The organism is Archangium violaceum Cb vi76, from assembly GCF_000733295.1.
Classification (GTDB): Bacteria; Myxococcota; Myxococcia; order Myxococcales; family Myxococcaceae; genus Archangium; species Archangium violaceum.
Genome location: NZ_JPMI01000259.1, coordinates 1 through 17,103, shown reverse-complemented (window position 1 = coordinate 17,103; position 17,103 = coordinate 1). Strand labels below are relative to the sequence as shown.

General features: G+C 69.1%; 18 protein-coding genes, 1 tRNA gene and 1 pseudogene. 8 read left to right on the top strand and 12 right to left on the bottom strand.

Annotated features, from left to right (window positions below):
• Entirely contained in the window at positions 1-477 is a 477-nt protein-coding gene (locus tag Q664_RS35655; protein WP_043406226.1) for an SMI1/KNR4 family protein, read from the top strand.
• Between the two features lie 174 nt (positions 478-651).
• Here the strand turns inward: Q664_RS35655 and Q664_RS53115 are convergent, their stop codons facing one another.
• Both Q664_RS53115 and zigA read right to left on the bottom strand, forming a co-directional pair.
• The gene (locus Q664_RS53115) at positions 652-1,554 is read right to left on the bottom strand and encodes a class I SAM-dependent methyltransferase (protein WP_052519075.1); all 903 of its coding nucleotides are present in this window, start codon (positions 1,552-1,554) and stop codon (positions 652-654) included.
• A gap of 63 nt (positions 1,555-1,617) precedes the next feature.
• On the bottom strand, positions 1,618-2,868 hold the full coding sequence (zigA, locus tag Q664_RS35645) for a zinc metallochaperone GTPase ZigA (RefSeq protein ID WP_043406223.1): 1,251 nt from the start codon (positions 2,866-2,868) through the stop codon (positions 1,618-1,620).
• Positions 2,869-2,970: 102 nt separating this feature from the next.
• Here zigA and Q664_RS35640 point away from each other — a divergent pair, with 102 nt between their 5' ends.
• From Q664_RS35640 to rpmB, 3 genes are all read left to right on the top strand, one after another.
• Positions 2,971-4,065 (top strand): AAA family ATPase, encoded by a 1,095-nt coding sequence (locus Q664_RS35640; RefSeq protein ID WP_052519074.1) that lies wholly within the window; start codon positions 2,971-2,973, stop codon positions 4,063-4,065.
• Positions 4,066-4,171: 106 nt separating this feature from the next.
• A complete protein-coding gene (gene rpsN, locus Q664_RS35635; RefSeq protein ID WP_043406219.1) occupies positions 4,172-4,474 on the top strand; it encodes a 30S ribosomal protein S14 in 303 nt (100 codons plus the stop codon).
• A gap of 11 nt (positions 4,475-4,485) precedes the next feature.
• On the top strand, positions 4,486-4,722 hold the full coding sequence (rpmB, locus tag Q664_RS35630; protein ID WP_043406214.1) for a 50S ribosomal protein L28: 237 nt from the start codon (positions 4,486-4,488) through the stop codon (positions 4,720-4,722).
• 39 nt (positions 4,723-4,761) lie between these two features.
• Here the strand turns inward: rpmB and Q664_RS35625 are convergent, their stop codons facing one another.
• The 7 genes from Q664_RS35625 to Q664_RS35595 form a co-directional block, all read right to left on the bottom strand.
• Entirely contained in the window at positions 4,762-4,968 is a 207-nt protein-coding gene (locus Q664_RS35625) for a hypothetical protein (RefSeq protein ID WP_043406211.1), read from the bottom strand.
• Entirely contained in the window at positions 4,968-5,132 is a 165-nt protein-coding gene (rpmG, locus tag Q664_RS35620) for a 50S ribosomal protein L33 (RefSeq protein ID WP_043406208.1), read from the bottom strand. The genes Q664_RS35625 and rpmG overlap by 1 nt, the downstream gene beginning before the upstream one ends.
• A gap of 32 nt (positions 5,133-5,164) precedes the next feature.
• The gene (rpsR, locus tag Q664_RS60240) at positions 5,165-5,461 is read right to left on the bottom strand and encodes a 30S ribosomal protein S18 (RefSeq protein WP_084610570.1); all 297 of its coding nucleotides are present in this window, start codon (positions 5,459-5,461) and stop codon (positions 5,165-5,167) included.
• Between the two features lie 158 nt (positions 5,462-5,619).
• Complete coding sequence (locus tag Q664_RS35610) at positions 5,620-6,378, bottom strand: tRNA(His) guanylyltransferase Thg1 family protein (RefSeq protein WP_043406204.1); 759 nt, start codon at positions 6,376-6,378, stop codon at positions 5,620-5,622.
• Entirely contained in the window at positions 6,365-6,835 is a 471-nt protein-coding gene (locus Q664_RS35605; RefSeq protein WP_043406201.1) for an ATP-binding protein, read from the bottom strand. Before Q664_RS35605 ends, Q664_RS35610 begins: the two co-directional genes overlap by 14 nt.
• Positions 6,836-6,902: 67 nt before the next feature.
• Complete coding sequence (locus Q664_RS35600; protein WP_152622525.1) at positions 6,903-8,942, bottom strand: ATP-binding protein; 2,040 nt, start codon at positions 8,940-8,942, stop codon at positions 6,903-6,905.
• Positions 8,943-9,004: 62 nt separating this feature from the next.
• Positions 9,005-10,174 (bottom strand): acyl-CoA dehydrogenase family protein, encoded by a 1,170-nt coding sequence (locus Q664_RS35595; RefSeq protein WP_043406198.1) that lies wholly within the window; start codon positions 10,172-10,174, stop codon positions 9,005-9,007.
• Between the two features lie 266 nt (positions 10,175-10,440).
• Here Q664_RS35595 and Q664_RS35590 point away from each other — a divergent pair, with 266 nt between their 5' ends.
• Entirely contained in the window at positions 10,441-11,799 is a 1,359-nt protein-coding gene (locus Q664_RS35590) for an NHL repeat-containing protein (protein WP_235217003.1), read from the top strand.
• A gap of 84 nt (positions 11,800-11,883) precedes the next feature.
• On the opposite strand, the gene Q664_RS35585 is transcribed toward Q664_RS35590, so the two are convergent.
• Complete coding sequence (locus tag Q664_RS35585; RefSeq protein WP_043406195.1) at positions 11,884-12,216, bottom strand: PadR family transcriptional regulator; 333 nt, start codon at positions 12,214-12,216, stop codon at positions 11,884-11,886.
• Positions 12,217-12,298: 82 nt separating this feature from the next.
• Positions 12,299-13,900, bottom strand: coding sequence for an adenylate/guanylate cyclase domain-containing protein (locus tag Q664_RS35580; RefSeq protein ID WP_326938762.1), 1,602 nt, complete (start codon positions 13,898-13,900; stop codon positions 12,299-12,301).
• A 107-nt stretch (positions 13,901-14,007) separates the two neighbouring features.
• On the opposite strand from Q664_RS35580, the gene Q664_RS35575 reads away from it, so the two are divergent.
• Positions 14,008-14,835 (top strand): polyphosphate kinase 2 family protein, encoded by an 828-nt coding sequence (locus Q664_RS35575; protein ID WP_043406263.1) that lies wholly within the window; start codon positions 14,008-14,010, stop codon positions 14,833-14,835.
• 3 nt (positions 14,836-14,838) lie between these two features.
• Positions 14,839-15,939 carry an AAA family ATPase gene (locus tag Q664_RS35570; RefSeq protein ID WP_043406188.1) on the top strand — a complete coding sequence of 367 codons (1,101 nt, stop codon included), beginning with the start codon at positions 14,839-14,841 and terminating at the stop codon, positions 15,937-15,939.
• A gap of 12 nt (positions 15,940-15,951) precedes the next feature.
• On the opposite strand, the gene Q664_RS58290 is transcribed toward Q664_RS35570, so the two are convergent.
• Positions 15,952-16,022: transfer RNA gene (locus Q664_RS58290), tRNA-Trp, on the bottom strand.
• Between the two features lie 461 nt (positions 16,023-16,483).
• Here Q664_RS58290 and Q664_RS35565 point away from each other — a divergent pair.
• Positions 16,484-17,103, top strand: a pseudogene (locus tag Q664_RS35565) (M4 family metallopeptidase); the annotation flags it as partial.

The following is a 17,103-nucleotide window of genomic DNA, read 5'->3' as shown; positions in this document are numbered from 1 at the left end:
ATGGCAACGCCCCTGAGCAGCTTGCTCGAAGATATCTCCCGTGCGCACTTCCCCCATCCCCCCGCCACACCCGAGGAGATCGAAGAGTTCGAGCAGCGGATGGGCTGGCGGCTGGACCCTGACCTCCGGGCCTTCTACCTGCACTGCAACGGGGCGGAGTTGTTCAAGCGGCTGCCGGATGCCCCCTACCGCATCCTCCCCCTGTCGAAGATCGTCCGGGCGCGGGTCGCCATCTTCGGGAAGAAGAACGATGACGACGCTCACGGCCCTGCTTCGATGTGGGCCATCTGCGACGTGCAGGATGGCAACTACCTGTTGGTGGATGTGGCCCGGCAGGAGAATGGCCGCTATCCCGTCATCGACGGCTGGCACGAGGCGTGGCCGGACCCGAAGTATTGTGACCAGATCGCCACCTCCTTCTCGGATTTCTTGGAACGGGCCCTGCGTGATGGCCAGGCCTACTGGCTGAACGAATGAGACGATGCCCTCGCCCATGAGCCTCCTGCTCGAAGAGGTCTCCCGCGACCACTGAGCCTGCCCCGGTCTCCAGGACTACGGGGCCGTCACCGCGGGCCGCACGGGCCCTGGCGTCCTTCCAGCGCGTCTGGAGGAACGCGAGCAGCGCTTCCTGGGACCGCCTCGACCCCAGGCTCACGCGCGGCGCGCGATGAGGAAGTGACACGAGGCATCGAATCGCACCGGCCGGTCTGTCCCTCCCGCGAGTTCCTCGAAGGCCGACAGCACCGACCGCTCGATGACGGCAATCTCCTCGTCGGAGCACGCCGCCAACAGCGAGTTCGAGACGGGGTTTTCACGCATCATGCCCCACATGGCGTGGGGCGTTGGTGCCGTCAGGACCGCGTTGAACACCGAGACCTCCGGGGCCACGAACCCCGCGGCGCGGACCTCCTTCTCGAGCCCCTCCGCCGAGGCAATGTCGAGCCAGCCCGGGCGCGGAAGAGCGGAGCGCACCCGCTCCGGCAAGGCCGACATCACCGGCGCCATCTGGAGGCGCGCCAGGGCGTTATCTTCCGGTCCTCGCCACACCGCCGTCGCCAACAGCCCACCCGGACGCAGCACGCGCGCCGCTTCGCGCCAGCCCGCGTGTCGATCCGGGAAGAGGAAGATGCCGAACGCCGAGAATACGGCGTCGAAACTCGCCGAATCGAACCCGAGCGCCTGCCCGTCCTGGACCTCGGCTCGAGCGATGTCGGGGGCGTCCAGGGCATCGAGGGTCTTCTTCGCGAGCGCCACCATCCCAGGCGAGAAGTCAGTGGCCACGACGCCGCCACACCTGCCCGTCGTGCGCCGCTCCTCGAGACAGTGCAGGAGCGCGGCGCGCGCGAGCTCGCCCGTCCCACATGCGATCTCCAGGATGCGCGCTTCGCGCGGCAGCCGCCCCGCGACCGAGAGGAACAGCGACTGCGCGATGTATCCAGTGAACGGGGCAGCGAACCGGGCGTACTTCGCGGCGTGCCGCCCCCAAACGTCGGGTTGCTCGTGGGTCATGAGGGTCATTCTCTCCTTCTCATCGTCCTCCGCGAGCCCGGCCACGGTCAGGAGGCGGTGCTCGAGGCCCGCGCGCGGCGCGCCCGGGCGCTCCGGGGCCGTACGCCTTCAACTCCCGGCGCTGTCCGAGGCCGTCACGTCGAGCCAGGCCGGGAAGGGATCTCGCAGGCGGCTCCATGCCTTGGGGCCCCTGGCGAACTCCTGGTCCGTCAGGAGCGCGGCATCCAGCCTGGCGCGCAGGGCCTTCTCGTCCAGCCCGGCGCCGATGAAGACCAGCTCCTGGCGGCGGTCACCATAGGGCTCCTGCCACTCGCGCTCCACCTGCGCCTTCGTGTCTGGATCCGAGGCCCAGTCCTCACGGGGCAGCGCCGCGTACCAGGGGCCGGCATACTCGCAGCTCGCCGAGCTGCCCGCGTGGGACCACAGCCCGGTGTCGTCCATGCGCGTGGCGAGCCAGAAGAAGCCCTTGGAGCGCAGCACGCTGTCCCAGGCGGCCCCGTCCTTGTAGAGCAGGTTCCAGAACCGGCCCGGATGGAAGGGCCGCCGGGCGCGGTACACGAAGCTGCTGATGCCATACTCCTGGGTCTCGGGGACGTGCTCGCCTCTCAGCTCCTTGAGCCACCCTGGCGCCAGCGCCGCCTTCTCCATGTCGAAGAGGTGCGTATCGAGGATGGTCTCGAGCGGCAGCTGGCCCCGCCGGGCGCGGACGATCCGGGCCTCCGGGTTGAGGTGGCGCAGCAGCGCCTCCAGCCGGACCGCCTCCGCCTCGGAGATGAGGTCGGTCTTCGACACCACCAGCACATTGGCGAACTCCACCTGCTCGACCAGCAGGTCCGCCACCGTCCGCTCGTCCTCCTCGCCCAGCCCCATCTGGCGGGCCCGCAGATCCTCCTCGCTCTGCCAGTCCGCCAGGAAGCTCCTGGCGTCCACCACCGTCACCATCGTGTCCAGGCGCGCCACCTGGGACAGGCTCTTGCCCCCCTCCTCCTCGAAGGTGAACGTCTCGGCCACGGGCATGGGCTCGGAGATGCCCGTGGACTCGATGAGCAGATAGTCGAAGCGTTTCTGCCGGGCGAGCCTGGCCACCTCCAGCAGCAGATCCTCTCGCAGGGTGCAGCAGATGCACCCGTTCTGCATCTCCACCAGCCGCTCGTCCACGCGCGAGAGCGCCGCGCCTCCGCCCTTCACCAGGCGGGCATCGATATTCACCTCGCTCATGTCATTGACGATGACGGCCACCTTCCTCCCCTCCCGGTTGGAGAGCACGTGGTTGAGCAGGGTCGTCTTTCCCGCCCCCAAGAAGCCGGAGAGGACGGTGACGGGCAGCCGGGAATCTGTCTTGGGAGTCCTTGTTCTCATGTCCCATCCCATGCAACTCGGTTGCGGATGAATTAAACGCCACACCGATGTATTTGCAACATGATTGCACAAACGACGAGACCAGGGTACTGGGAGGAGCGAATGGGAACGGGCTTGGACGAGGTCCTGCTGGACGCAGTAGCGGAGCTGTGCGAAGCGGCGCGAGCCGGAGATGCCTCCCGGAGCGATGCGGCCAGCCGACGCCTGCTGGCCCGCTTGCGCCGGGTGGATCCCCCGCTGTCCCGGCGGCTCGAGGCGAAGCTGCCCTGGGTCCGGGGGAAGAAGGCGCCGGCCCCAGCAGTGCCCTCCTCGCTGGCGAGCAGGGGACTGCTCAAGGACCTGAGTGGAGTGCCCGAGGCACGGCGCCCCGTGCTCAACCCCCGTCAGGAGGCCCTGCTGGAGGCCTTCGTCGCCGAGCACCAGCAGCCCGAGGCGCTCGCGCGCATGGGGTTGCGGCCCAGGAACACGCTGTTCCTCGCGGGCCCTCCCGGGGTGGGAAAGACCATGACGGCGGCCTGGCTGGCCCGGCGGCTGGGCGTTCCCCTCCTCCAGATGGAGCTCTCCCCGCTCATCTCGGCCTACCTGGGCAAGACCGGGCAGAACCTGCATGAGGTATTCGAGTTCGCCCGGAGGAGCCGGGCCATCGTGCTGCTCGACGAGTTCGACGCGATCGCCAAGCGCCGCGATGACCCGGGGGACATGGGGGAGCCCCGGCGGATCGTCAGCGTGCTGCTCAAGGAGATAGAGGAGTGGCCAGGACCGAGCCTGCTCGTGGCGGCCACCAACCACCTGGAGTTGATCGATCCCGCGGTGTTGCGCCGGTTCCAGCTGACCCTCACGGTGGAGCCTCCGGGGCCCCGGCAGGTGCGGGAGATCCTGGACGTCCACCTCGAGCCCCTCCAACCCTCACCGGAGATCAGGGAGCTCGCGGCCCAGCTGCTGTCCGGCTCGAGTGGCAGTGACATCCGGCATGTGGCGCTCGAGAGCCGCCGCACGGTGGCGCTGGCGCCGCGGCTTCACGCGGACCATGCCCTGCTCAAGGCGCTCAGTGGCAGGGCCCGGACTTCCCCGGCACGCAGGCGCGTGGCCCGGCTCGTCCATGCACGCTTCAAGGGACAGGTGAGCCTCGGCGAGCTGGCGGACTGGCTGGACCTCCCCCCCGCCACGGTGGCGCGGTATCTCAAACCCGCTCCCTAGCGGCGGCACGGCGTCGCCCCCTGATGGTGATGCACGAGCGGTCCGCCGCCCCGACAAATGCAACACAGTTGCGATAACCACGGACTCGCGCTATCTCCCCGGGCCCATGGCGAAGACAAGCAAGATAGAGAAGAACGAGCGGAGGAAGGCCCTGGTACGCAAGTACGCGGAGCGGAGGAAGGCCCTCAAGGAGGCCATCCGCACGGCGGCCACGTCCGAGGAGCGGATGAGGGCCCAGACGGCGCTCGGCAAGCTGCCGCGCGACTCCAATCCCAACCGTGTCACCAACCGGTGCGCGCTCACGGGCCGGCCGCGCGGCTACCTGCGGCGCTTCGGCATGTCGCGCATCGCCTTCCGCGAGAAGGCCCTGGCCGGCCACATCACCGGCGTCACCAAGTCCAGCTGGTAGGAGTCACGCACATGTCCAAGGTCTGTCAGGTCACCGGAAAACGGCCGCTGGTGGGCAACACCGTCAGCCACGCCAACAACAAGACGAAGACGCGCTCGCTGCCCAACCTGCAATACCACCGCTACTGGGTGGAGAGCCTGAAGCGCTTCGTGCGCCTGCGGGTGAGCGCCCACGGCATCCGCATCATCAACAAGCGCGGCATCGAGCGGGTGCTCGAGGAGATGCGCGAGCGGGGCGAGAAGTTCTGAAGCACGCAAGGGCGGGGCCTCTCGGGCCCCGCCCTTCACTCAGGCGCCGGACTCGGATGCGCGCTCGCCTCCGGGGCTCACCAGGCACAAGGCGCGCGGGGGCGCCTCGGCGGTGTCCTCCTCGCCGGTGTCCTCCGGCTCGGCTTCCACGGCGATGAGCTCGGGCGGGGCGTACTCACGCCCCCGCTCCCGGCGCCGGGCCGCGTCGTACCGTGGCCCGCCGGGGATGCGCCGCTGCCTGCGCATCAGGGTTTGCCCTCGACGAACAGCACGTGCTTGCGCACGCGCGGGTCGTACTTCTTGAGCTGGAGCTTGTCCTGCGACTTCCGCTTGTTCTTCGTCGTCGTGTAGACGTAGCCAGTGCCGGCCGTCGACACGAGGTGGATGATGGTGCGATTGCCTTTGGGCATGGGACCTCGGGGGTTGGGGGAAGGGTGGGGGCTCAGGTGCCCGCGGCGAGGTAGGGCAGCAGGCCGAGCAGACGCGCGCGCTTGACGGCCCGGGCCACCTGCCGCTGCTGCTGTGCCGTCACGCCGGTGATGCGGCGGGGGATGAGCCGCCCGCGCTCGGTGACGAAGAACTTGAGCAGGGTCACGTCCTTGAAATCCACCGTACGGGCCATGCCCAGGGGGTTGGGCTTGCGGCGGCCAGAACCACCTCGGCCCGGGCGGCGCTCGTCCTCGACTCCTCTGGAACGCGAGCCGCCCTCGGTGGATGACCGCTTCTGCGAAGTGCTCATGTCGGGTGCTCCTGGCGCGCCTCTTCACTTCAGCACGCGTGAGGTCCTCGGACATAGATAGCGGACACCCAAGAAAATGCAACACAGTTGCATCTACAAACTCCCCTCCCCCCGTCCCTCTCCCAGAGGGGCAGGGAGAGGAGGGGGCGACCGTGCGCTCAGGAAAAGGGGGCGTTCATCCGCTCCCGGACGTAGGCGTCGTACGCCTCCTTCATCGGGAGGGATTCGTCCACCTTCAGCCGCCGGCGCTTCGTACGCACCTTCCGGCCCGTGCGCGGGTCCTCTCCCTCCTTCTCGTACTGCTCCCAGTGGATGCCCGAGCCACGCCGCTGCCAGAGCGGCAGCTCGTTGAAGTTGATGCCTCTCTGGAAGAGGAGCTCGTTCTTGAAGCCCACCGACCTGCCGTGCAGCTCCTTCGAGGCCTGCGCCACGCTCCGCCCTTCCTTGCGCAGCGTCCAGTAGCACCAGCCGTGCAACGCGCAGCGCGTCGCGTCCGCCTGCCTCCAGCGGAAGTAGTCCACCACCGCGCTCTCGTTCACCCCCATCCACACCCGGCTGTCGAACACCGCCGGAACCCCCGCCACGTGCGTGAAGGTCGCGCTCGCCACGCCCGCGGAGATGGACACCAGCTTCTCCACCTCCCGGTCGAACAGCGACCAGTCCGGCCGGAAGAGCACGGAGATCTCATCGCTCTCCGTGTACGCGTAGACGCCCTGCAACTCCTCCAGCAGCGCCGAGGCCGTGCGCACCATCTGCTGGTGCAGCGTCGCGTCGAAGGGCTTCTCGTAGCGCGCCTCCGTGAAGCGCGAGAAGCCCCGCCCGTCCACCCGCAGCACGCACCACGCCCCGCTCAGCAGCCGCAGCGAGTGGAAGAACTCGCCCTCCCGCATCCGGGCCTCGAAATCATTCGGCTTCATGTCCCTCCCTCCATTCCCTCACGTCGAAGCCTCCCTCCGGGCGGACCCGTACGTGGAACAACGCATCGAATCCCTCGGTGGACGAGGGCCACCGCATCTTCCGGGACGTGATGTGGATGGCCTTGTCCGTCACCCGTGCCCGCCCCACCCGCCCCGCGTTGCGCGCCAGACACGCCTCCAGGTCCGACTCGAAGACGTAGCCCACCACCCGCGCACCGTGCGCACGGCCCAGCGCGATGAGCGGCTCCCGGTCCTCCACGAGCGGGTTGGTGTTGTCCACCACCACCGGCTCCCCTCGGGCCAGCGCCTCGGCGATGAGCCTCCGCTGCCGGGCCTCGCGTTTGCGCGCGTTGGGCCACAGGTCCTTGCTCACGTACACGTGCGTGCCCGCGAAGCGCTCCCGGTAGAAGCTGCTCTTTCCCGAGCCCTGCAAGCCGATGAAGAGGACCAGGTCCATGGCGCGTCCCTCCCCGGACGGTGTGCATGCCCGGGCCCTGACGCCGGGGACGGCCCCGCCCCCGGCCTCACGCCGAGGGAATCCTGCTCCGCAACCGGGCCGCTTCCTCCAGCTCTCCCGAGGACTCCAGGATGGCCGCGGCGCGCGCGTAGTTCGAAGCCGCTTCCGTGCGGCGCAGGTGCGACTCGTCCACCTGGGCCGCCGCGAGCAGGAAGGGGACCGCGCGCCGGGTCTCCCCTCCCTCCAACCAGTGCTGGGCAATGACAGCCGGGGCCGCCCGCCTCGACTCCAACCGCTGCGCCAGGCGCCGGTGCAACAGGCCCCCCATCGCCAGGGGAATGGAGCCCTTCACCGCCTCGAACACCAGGTCATGCGTGAAGTGCTCGCCCCCGAGGATCTGCGCCGCCTCCAGCTCGCGCAGCGGCTCGGCGAAGGACAGGGGACTGACCTCCAGCACCTCCCCGGCCAGCTCCAGGCCGAACTCCATGAGCGCCAGCGCCGCCACCTGCGCCAGCTGCAACGCCAGCGGGGACAGCCGCTCCAGGCGCTGCTGGATGAGCTGGCGCACCCGCCCCGGTGGAGGCAGCCGCTCCGGCCACCCCTGCTCCAGGCTCCCCGACTCCATCAGGTGCTTGAGGGTCTCGGTGATGAAGAGGGGATTTCCCCCCGTGTAGCGCATCATCTCCCGGGTGAGCGACTCCGCCCCGGGCAGCGCCAGACTCCCCAGCAGCTCCCCCACCGCATCCGGCGGGAGCGGCTCCAGCTGCATGAGCATCGCCAGCCCCGCGGCCTCCAACCGCTTCGTCATGGTGAGCATCTCGCCCCCGGAATCGCCGCTGCGGCAGCAGTCGATGATGAGCGGGAAGGTGCCGGCCGGGTGGAAGCGCGCATGGGCGTAGGCCCCCACCTGCAGGCTGGCGGTGTCGGCGAACTGGAGATCATCGGTGATGATGCTCTCCAGCCCCTCGGTGCAGCGGCGGAGCACCTCGCTGTAGGCATCCAGGCAGCGCACCCGCTCGCCTTCGTCACGCACGGGGGGAATGCGCTCCCCGGGCGCGGCGAGCTCGGGCATCACCCGCGCCAGCTCCCGGCGAATCCATGGCTCCAGGCCTGGCCGCAGCTCGGGGCGTTCGGCGAAGAGCTCCCGGATGTGCCGCACGAACAAGGAGTAGGGCACCTCCGCGTCACCGGGCCGGGCGGAGAACGCCAGGTAGCGCCCCTTGGAGGCCGCGAAGTCATGCGCCAGCCGCGTCTTGCCCACGCCCGGCTCGGCCAGCAGCAGCATGAGTTGCCTCGACTGCCACGCCGCATCCATCCGCGCCCACTCGCGCGCGCGGCCCACCAGCACCGGCGGACGCAGCACGGAGAGCGGCAGCGTCCGCTCCGGCTTCTTCCCCGCGGCACGAGGCATCACCTGTCCGCGCTCCATGTCCCGCGCCAGCGCCAGCGTGTCCGGGTGTGGCGCCGCGTCGTACTCCTCGAACAACATCTTGCGGCAGCGCTCGAAGAGGTTGAGCGCCGCCATCCGGTCTCCCAGCAGGTAGTGCAGCCGCATCAACCGCCGGTAGGCATCCTCCGAGAAGGGGGCCAACACCAGCAGCCGCTCGGCGAAGTGCAGCGCCCTGGCCAGGTCTCCCCGCTGCTCGTGGGCCTCCACCTCGGCGATGGCGGCACGGCACCGCAGGGCCTCGAGCTGCTCGCGGGCCTGGAGCATCCACGCCTCGAAGTCCGGGCAGTCATCGAAGTCCAGCGTGCCCAGCAGCGTGCCCGCCAGCGACAGCGCCTGCGCGTGGCGGCCGGCGAAGACATGGGCCTCCAATTCCACCGCGTCGGTGACCACCCGCTCGGAGAGGGAGACCACGTCCCCACCGAGCACCAGGTCCGTCCCGGTGGCCACCCGCAGCCGGCGCAGCAACTGGCGCATGTTGTTGCGCGCCGTGTCCTCGCCGGAGCCGGGCCACAGCATGCCCGCCAGCCTGTACTTGGGAGTGGGCCCCTCCAGCGCCAGCCACGCCAGCACCGCGGCCACGCGCCGCTGCAACTCCAGGGGCTCGGCCAGCCCCAGGAGCCGCGCTCCCCCGAGCACTTCCAACCGCCAGTCCGTCACGACTTCCCCCCCGCCACTCCATGGAGCGGCCGAACACTCCAGGCACTCTCGAGGGAGCGTCCTCAGGTCCAGAATCCCGTCGGCTGCCCGAGGAGGGAGGCCCCGGCCTGACCAAACCACCCCTCAGCGGCAGCCGCATGCTGCCTGAAGGTGTAGATGTCACGGAAGCGCCTCTGTAACGACGAGCCATCTTCGAGCGAGCTCGCGCCTCCCGCGCGGTAGCAGGTTTCCACTACACCCGAGGCATTCTCCGTCACCCACGCCAGGGTGGCCGACAGGCGCGGTGCCAGGAGCACGGCGGAAGCGGGATCGTTCACACACGCGGCCCAGAACTCCTCCACCGTGGAGTACAGGAGGGCCCGGGCGGCCCGCACGCTCGTGTCCACGCGGCCGAGCTCGAGCTGGAAGACGGGAGACTCGATGAGCGGGACGCGCGCGTACATGCGCCGCTTGCCCGTGGTGACCAGCTTCACCAGGTCATCCACCGCGCCCTGCGCGATGCCCAGGGACACCGCCGCCATGTGCACCACGAAGTGCAGCAGCGGCGCGACGAAGCCCGGCCCCGGCACCGAGGATGTGCCGGCGAAGATGTCGAAGGTGTTCTCCTCGGGGCAGAAGGCGGCCTCCAGCGCGAGGTCATGGCTGCCCGTGCCCCGCAGGCCGAGCGCGTTCCAGGTGTCGATGATGCGCACCTCGCGGGCCGGGAAGAGCATGGCGCGCGTCTGGGGTACGCCGGGGACGGGGCCTGGACGGGGCTGGCCGTCCTGCACGATGACGCAGTTGGCGAACAGCCAGTCACAATGCTCGCAGCCGCTGGCGAAGCCCCACCGTCCGCTCACGCGGTAGCCGCCCTTCTCCACCACGGCCTGCCGCTGTGCGTTGAAGGCCCCGCCCACGATGACGTCCGGCCCGGCCGAGTAGATGGCGTCGAAGCGCTCGCGCGGCAGGAGCGCGAAGAGGTGCGGGCTCTCCATGCCAATCATCGTCGTCCAGCCGGCCGCCCCATCCGCGCGGGCGAGCGTCTCCAGCACCTCGCAGCCTGTCCGCGGGTCCACCTCGAGGCCGCCGTGGCTCCGGGGAACGAAGGCCCGGAAGAACCCCGCCTGTTTGAATCGAGCGAGCAGCTCCACCGGCAATCGCCGTCCCGACTCGATGTCCGCGGCCCGGGCGGCAATCACCGGAGCCAGGTCATGCGCGGCCCGCACCACCTCTGTCAGCTCAGCACTCCGCATGCGTCACTCCCAGTCACGGGCGCGGGAACTCTCCCGCGCCTGTTCTGATGTGGAGAACACTTACGGGCAGGGGCGTGACGGGAGCGTGACGGCATCCATCCCGAGCCCGTCACACATGGAGTCCTGACTGAGACTGTCAGTCATTGAAGTCTTCACAAAAGTTCTTCATTGCAGACAGGTCATCGCGCATGTCTAGGATGAAGAGACCGACGCCAAAGCCGAACGGCGGAGGGGGGGACGTTCCCATTCCAATGGAGAGAGCACGAATGAGAATCGTGGTTCGAGCAGCATTGCTGTGGGTGGCTTGTGCTGTCCTGGGCGGCTGCCAGCTGGATCCCTCGGTGCAGACGGGCACCGAGGTCATCAACATGAGGATTCCCCTGACGGGGGATGTCTGCGGAGTCGTCTCGGCGAGCGCCGCCGTGTCCGCCGTGGACATGACACCGATTGGACCCGTGTCGCTCACGGTGGCGGACGCGGCCATCACGGGCAGCATCACGTCGGTGCCCGCGGGCGCGGGCCGCAAGGTCCAGGTGAACGCATACAACAGTGCCGGCCTGGAGGTGTATGCCGGTAGCACGGAGGTCATCGTGGAGGCCGGCAAGACCGTGTCGGCCAACATCACGCTGTACCGCAACACGCGGAACTGCCCGCTCACCACGCCCACGGGCACCATCGACATCACGGGCACGCTGGACACGGGCAGCCCACCCACCGACGGTGGCACGCCCAGCGATGGCGGCGTCGTCGTCCTGGAGGGCACTGATTACGCCTTCACCTTCAATGACGTGGCCCTGAGCAGCAACGGAGTGGTCCACTTCCTCGACGGCACCAACGACAAGGTCCGCCGCCTCGACCTGACGACCCAGCGCTTCCTCCCGGCCTTCGCGGGCACGGGTGACGCGGTCTCCATGGCCGTCGCGCCGGACGGGTCGGCCACGTACCTGGGCTACACGGGTGGACGGATCGACGCCTTCAACCCGGTGGACGCGACCTCCAGGTTCTTCGGCGCCGCGCCGGAGACGGCGTCGAGCCTGCTGGTGACCGGGGACTACCTGTTCACCGTCGATGGCTCCGGCTCGTGGGACTCGCACTCGCTCTACCAGCGGTCGACGGGTGCGCGGGTCGCCACGGCGGACTGGCGGTACTCCTCGCGCGCCATGGTGTTCTCCCCGATCAACAAGCGCGTCTACCACCTCGACAGCGGCGTGTCCCCCACGGACGTGCGCATGGTCCAGGTGGACCACATCGCGGGCACGATGGGCACCGAGACGGACTCGCCCTACCACGGCAGCTACAGCCTGCCCAACCCGCTCCGGCTGCTGCCCGACGAGTCGGGGGTGATCGTGGGCAGCGGGCTGATCTTCAACACCCGGGATCTCACCTACCGCACCAGCATCGGCCTGACGTTCCAGGACATCGCCTTCCACGGTGACCGGCTCTACATCATCGACACCGTGGGCGAGACGACCCAGTTGCGCGTGCTGAGCAGCACGTTCGACATCCTCTCGGCCGCCTACTACCAGGGCACCGCCAAGAGGGTCTTCGCGTACAACGGCCAGCTCGTCCTCATCACCCAGAACAAGACGGGCGGCGGGCTGCGGGTGCACCTCATCCCGCTGTAGTCCGGCTTCGGGCGGCCACGCGTTGAACGTGGCCGCCCGGGCCCCACCTCCGCGGGCCTACTCCGCGCGGGCGCATGGGAGTCCTCAGGCCGCCTCCAACACCCGGGACACGGCCGCCACGTAGCGCTGCCACGCCTGCGTCTCGGCCCTCAGGTGCGCCCGGCCCGCCGAGGTGAGCCGGTAGAACCTGGCCCGCCGGTTGTTCTCCGACAGGCCCCACTCCGCCTCCAGCAGGCCCCGCTTCTCCAGCCGGTGCAGCGCCGGGTAGAGCGCCCCCTCCTCCACCTTCAGCTCCTCCCCGCTCCGCTCCTTCACCAGCTCCGCCACCGCGTACCCGTGCAACGGGCCCCACGACAGACTCTTGAGAATCAGCACGTCCAGCGTGCCCTGCATCAACTCCAGCGAGTTGCCCGCCATGTGGCCCTTCCCCTCGGTTGTCGAGGGAAGCGTCCCCAGGTTCCCCCAAGGCGTCAAGGGGAGCACCCGGACACGGCGCTCCTCAGTCGGTGTTCGAGGCCTCGCCCAGGGGCCCTCGCCACTCCACCCGGTGGAGCGCCAGCGGCTCCTGCCGTCCGTGCTCCGGGAGCGGCGGCAGGGGCGTGACGGGCCAGGCGCGCTCCCGCCAACGCTCGAGGGTGGTGCCCGTGAGGAGGATCTGCCCGGGCGGGGCGGCGGAGCACACCCGGCTGGCGACGTTGGTGGCATCTCCAATGGTGGCGTACTGCAGGTACTTCTCGGAGCCGATGTTCCCGGCCGCCACGCGGCCCGTGTTGAGGCCCACGTGGATGTTCAGCTCGCGCCGGCCCTCGGCCCGCCAGCGCGCGTTCAACCGCGCCAGCGCCCGCTGCATCTCCACCGCCGCGCGCACGGCCCGGTCCACGTCGTCCGGGTGTGCGACGGGCGCCCCCCACACCGCCATCAGCGCGTCGCCGATGTACTTCTCCAACGTCCCCTCGTGCCGGAAGACGATGTCCGCCATCACCGGGAAGTAGTCGTTGAGCAGATCCACCACCTGGCGGGGCTCCAGCGTGGAGGACAGCGCGGTGAAGTGGCTGATGTCCGAGAAGAGGATGGTCACCTCCGTCTCGATGACGCCCAGGTGGGCACTGCGCGCGAGCTGAAGCTTCTTGAGGGTGGCCGGGGGGAAGAAGCGCAGGTACGTGGTGCGCATCACGGCCTCTTCCTCGAGCTGCTGGCGGAGCAGGGAGTTGTCGAGCGCGATGGCCGCCTGGTTGGCGAAGGCGGTGAGGAACTCCAGATCCTCCTGCGTGAAGCCATGGGCCCGGGTGAGGTTGTCCAGGTAGAGCACCCCCATCACCGTGTCCCGGGGCTTGAGCGGCACGCACATGGACGCGCAGATGGACTGCTTCAACACCGAGTCGGCGGAGCCCAGCCGGGGATCCTTCCGCGCATCCGAGAAGAGCGCCGCCACGCTGTGCTTGCGCACGTAGTCGACGATGTGCTGGCTGTAGAAGGTCCCCGCGGGCAGCTCGCCCGACGCCCGGGCCACCCGCGGGCGCAGCTGCCCGCTGGTGGGCTCCACCAGCAGGATGGCCGCCCGGTCCACCTCCAATATCTGGAAGACGAGCTGCAGGACGCGATCCAACACCTCGTCGATGGAGCCGGGAGAGGAGAGCAGCTGGCTCACCTTGAGGAGGATCTGCAGCTTGTCGTGGGCCCGGCCGTCACCGCTCACGGGCTTCATCTTCAGGGCGGTGTGCGAATCGGGATCGGCATGGGGCCGCAGCAGCTCGCCCATGGTGGTGGGAGAGAAGCGCGTCTGCAGCGAACGCACCTGCGTCGGCATCGGCTCCTCGGAGCGCGAGGGGGAGGTGCTCGCGAGCCGGAACGACACCTGCCCGCACCGGAACGTCTCGCCCTCGCGCAGCTCGTGGCGCTGGACCTGGGCCGGGCCCACGTACGTCCCGTTCTTGCTGCCCAGGTCCACCAGGACCAGGCGCCCGCCCTCCCACTCGAGCCGCGCGTGCCGCCGGGACAGGCTCTTGTGGATGACGCAGACGGTGCACTCCGGCGTGCGCCCGATCGTGACGGGGCCCTCGGGAAGCACGAACGTCTGCTCATCCAGAGCGCCCGGGTTCATGATGAGCTGCATGGACCGGACCTTACCATTCCACTGGTGGACAGTCCGGGTTGTCAGCCTTCACGCCCCGTGGAAACCTGCTCACGGGAGCCAAGGGAGGTGTGGGCATGGACATCATCACCATCGACAAGCAGGGCGAGAAGGTCAGACTCGAGGGCATCTCCGCGGCGCCTCCGAAGAAGACGGACCGGGACGCGGCGAAGCGCGAGCTCGAGGCGCTGGGAGAGGAGCTCTTCGATCTGCAGGATCTCCTGTGGGGCGCGAAGATGAACTCGGTCCTCATCGTCCTGCAGGGCCGCGACACGGCCGGGAAGGATGGGACCATCAAGCACGTGGCGGGCTTCCTCAACCCGCGAGGCGTCAGCGTCACCTCCTTCGGCGTTCCTTCCGAGGAGGAGCGGGAGCACGACTTCCTCTGGCGCATCCACCGCCACACGCCGCGCAAGGGCGAGCTCTCCATCTTCAACCGCTCCCACTACGAGGACGTGCTCGTCGTGCGCGTGCACGGGCTCGCCCCCGAGTCCCTCTGGAAGGAGCGCTACGGGCACATCCGTGACTTCGAGGAGATGCTCGCCGAGCACGGAACCATCATCCTCAAGTACTTCCTCCACATCAGCCAGGAGGAGCAGGAGCAGCGCCTGCGGGACCGGGAGAAGGAGCCGCGCAAGGCCTGGAAGATCAACGCCGGAGACTGGGAGGACCGCGAGCACTGGGACGACTACACGCGGGCCTATGAGGAGGTCCTCTCGCGCACCTCGACGAAGAAGGCCCCGTGGACCATCGTCCCCGCGGACTCGAAGTGGTACCGCAACCTCGTGGTGGCGCACTCCCTCGTCGAGGCGCTCCGGCCCTATCGTCAGGCCTGGCAGGACAGGCTCGACGAGGTGGGCGCGCGCAAGAAGGCGGAGCTCGAGACCTGGCGCGAGAGCCGGTAGCCCATGCCCGTCCAAGAGCTGTGGATTGAAAACTACCGCTCGGTCCAGGCGCTGCGCTTCCCGCTCGCCCCCGTGACGGTGGTGGTGGGCCCCAACGGGAGCGGCAAGACGAACGTCTACCGCGCGTTGCAGTTGCTGCTCGCCGGTGCCGAGGGGACGTTGGCGCGCACCCTGGCCGAGGAAGGGGGAATGCCCTCCGTGCTGTGGGCGGGCCCACGCCCGAGGAGCGCGCCGAAGTCCGCCCCGCTGCGGCTCACCGTGGGCGTGCGGCTGGAGGACCTGGCCTACGAGCTGTCCTGCGGCGTGGTGCCTCCGCCCCAAGGGCCCTTCTCACTGGACCCGGACGTGAAGGAGGAGACGGTCTGGGTGCATGAGGGCAAGCGCCGGCACGTGGTGGCCGAGCGCAAATCCCAGAGCGTCTTCGCGCGCGACGCGGAGGGCCACCGCACCACCTTCGCGGCCCAACTGTGGAGCAGCGAGTCCGTGCTGGCCCAGCTCTCCGAGCCCCACCGCTTCCCGCTGCTGAGCGCATTGCGCGCGGAGCTGCTCCGCTGGCGCTTCTACCACCACTTCCGGACCGACCCGGACTCGCCCCTGCGCCACGCGCAGGTGGGCGTGCGGACTCCCGCGCTCGCGCATGACGGGAGGGACCTGGCGGCGGCGCTGATGACCATCGCCGACATCGGCGACGACCGCGCGCTGCACGCGGCCGTGGAGAGCGCCTTCCCCGGCTCACGGCTGGAGCTGGACAGCGAGGACGGGCGCTTCTCCTTCCGCATGCGCATGCCCGGGCTGACGCGTCCGCTGGAGGCCACGGAGCTGTCGGACGGAACGCTGCGCTACCTCTGCTTGCTGGCCGCGCTGTTGTCGCCCCGTCCCCCGCCCTTCCTCGCGCTCAACGAGCCGGAGACGAGCCTGCACCCTTCCCTGCTGGAGCCATTGGGGCGCCTCATCGCCACCGCGAGCCGGAAGGGCCAGGTCTTCGTCACCACGCACGCCCACGAGCTGGCCACCGCGCTGGAGAAGCACGCCGGAGCGTCCATCCTCCCGCTGCGCAAGGACTCGGGCGCCACGGAGCTCGTGGAGCCAGACGAAGCGGAGTGACGTGGAAAGAAATGGCAGGCCGCCAGGGAGTTGAACCCCGCACGCCCGGATTTGGAGTTCGGGCTGCTCCCGGAGCGCGGCCTGCATGAAGGTGAATCTGGACCGCCTCACACGGGGAGGCGGAGCATCAGAAGAGGCGGCGGGAGCGACGCCAGGGGGAGCGGATGTACGGGTGCTTCGCGTTCGTCGTCTTCATCGTCACCGCTCCTTTCATCCTGGAGAGACGCCGGAAGCCGGCGCTCCTGACTCGGTATTTTCCGGGTTCTGAGCCATCCCCCCCGCCCTGTCTCAATCCAGGACAGCCCTGTCCGAAACCAGAACACACCTGATTGAGTAGGCACAACCCCTTGGAATCAGGAACATCCTCTGGGGGTGTGTAAATCGGATTTACATCCGGAAGCCGCGAGAGCGTGACATACTTGCTCCATCAATTTTAAACCTGGGGTCGCAACCTTCGGACTTCCAAGCATTTACGGGGTTGGCGCGTTCCCTGCTTAAGCGAGAGCCGTCCGATGGCACCCCGCTATCGGTCAGGAGATGACTCGTGATCCGCACCCGGTTCCTTGCCGCCGCGCTGCTCGCCCTTCCCCTCGCCGCTTGCGAGGTCGACAACTCGCAGCTGCCCGAGGGCGCCCAGAAGTCCGACCTGGCCGCCGACTCGCTCGGTGACGTGCAGGCCGCGCTCGCCGCGCTGCCCTCCGCCGAGGTCCTCGGCTCCAACGAGGACGGCGTTCCCTTCATGCTCAAGGGCTCGCTGGACAACGTGAACGGCCTGCAGGGCATCGCCGCGGCCTTCCGCCTTGATACCTCCGACCTGGTGATGAAGCGCACCACCGTGGACGAGCAGGGCAACACCCACATCCGCTACGGCCAGACCAAGAACGGCCTGCCGGTCATCGGTGGCGAGCTCATCATCCACAAGGATGCGAGCGGCAAGATCTTCATGGCCAACGGCTCGGCCCGTGACGGTGAGATTGTCCCGGCCGCGGCGCGCATCTCCGGCGAGGCCGCCCGCGCCGCCGCCCTGGACAACACCGTGGGCCGCCACATCGCCTCCGAGGGCGAGGCCCGCCTGGTGTACATCCGCTCCGAGAAGGACAGCCGCCTGAAGCTGGTCTACGAGGTGGTGGTGACGGGCGAGGGCGCCGACCTCCCCATCCGTGA

What these genes read in the sequence shown, in the direction of transcription:
- Q664_RS35655 (WP_043406226.1), top strand. Translation starts at nt 1, where the DNA reads ATGGCAACGCCCCTGAGCAGCTTGCTCGAAGATATCTCCCGTGCGCAC.
- zigA (WP_043406223.1), bottom strand. Translation starts at nt 2,868, where the DNA reads ATGAGAACAAGGACTCCCAAGACAGATTCCCGGCTGCCCGTCACCGTC.
- Q664_RS35640 (WP_052519074.1), top strand. Translation starts at nt 2,971, where the DNA reads ATGGGAACGGGCTTGGACGAGGTCCTGCTGGACGCAGTAGCGGAGCTG.
- rpsN (WP_043406219.1), top strand. Translation starts at nt 4,172, where the DNA reads ATGGCGAAGACAAGCAAGATAGAGAAGAACGAGCGGAGGAAGGCCCTG.
- rpmB (WP_043406214.1), top strand. Translation starts at nt 4,486, where the DNA reads ATGTCCAAGGTCTGTCAGGTCACCGGAAAACGGCCGCTGGTGGGCAAC.
- Q664_RS35625 (WP_043406211.1), bottom strand. Translation starts at nt 4,968, where the DNA reads ATGCGCAGGCAGCGGCGCATCCCCGGCGGGCCACGGTACGACGCGGCC.
- rpmG (WP_043406208.1), bottom strand. Translation starts at nt 5,132, where the DNA reads ATGCCCAAAGGCAATCGCACCATCATCCACCTCGTGTCGACGGCCGGC.
- rpsR (WP_084610570.1), bottom strand. Translation starts at nt 5,461, where the DNA reads ATGAGCACTTCGCAGAAGCGGTCATCCACCGAGGGCGGCTCGCGTTCC.
- Q664_RS35610 (WP_043406204.1), bottom strand. Translation starts at nt 6,378, where the DNA reads ATGAAGCCGAATGATTTCGAGGCCCGGATGCGGGAGGGCGAGTTCTTC.
- Q664_RS35605 (WP_043406201.1), bottom strand. Translation starts at nt 6,835, where the DNA reads ATGGACCTGGTCCTCTTCATCGGCTTGCAGGGCTCGGGAAAGAGCAGC.
- Q664_RS35595 (WP_043406198.1), bottom strand. Translation starts at nt 10,174, where the DNA reads ATGCGGAGTGCTGAGCTGACAGAGGTGGTGCGGGCCGCGCATGACCTG.
- Q664_RS35590 (WP_235217003.1), top strand. Translation starts at nt 10,441, where the DNA reads ATGAGAATCGTGGTTCGAGCAGCATTGCTGTGGGTGGCTTGTGCTGTC.
- Q664_RS35585 (WP_043406195.1), bottom strand. Translation starts at nt 12,216, where the DNA reads ATGGCGGGCAACTCGCTGGAGTTGATGCAGGGCACGCTGGACGTGCTG.
- Q664_RS35580 (WP_326938762.1), bottom strand. Translation starts at nt 13,900, where the DNA reads ATGAACCCGGGCGCTCTGGATGAGCAGACGTTCGTGCTTCCCGAGGGC.
- Q664_RS35575 (WP_043406263.1), top strand. Translation starts at nt 14,008, where the DNA reads ATGGACATCATCACCATCGACAAGCAGGGCGAGAAGGTCAGACTCGAG.
- Q664_RS35570 (WP_043406188.1), top strand. Translation starts at nt 14,839, where the DNA reads ATGCCCGTCCAAGAGCTGTGGATTGAAAACTACCGCTCGGTCCAGGCG.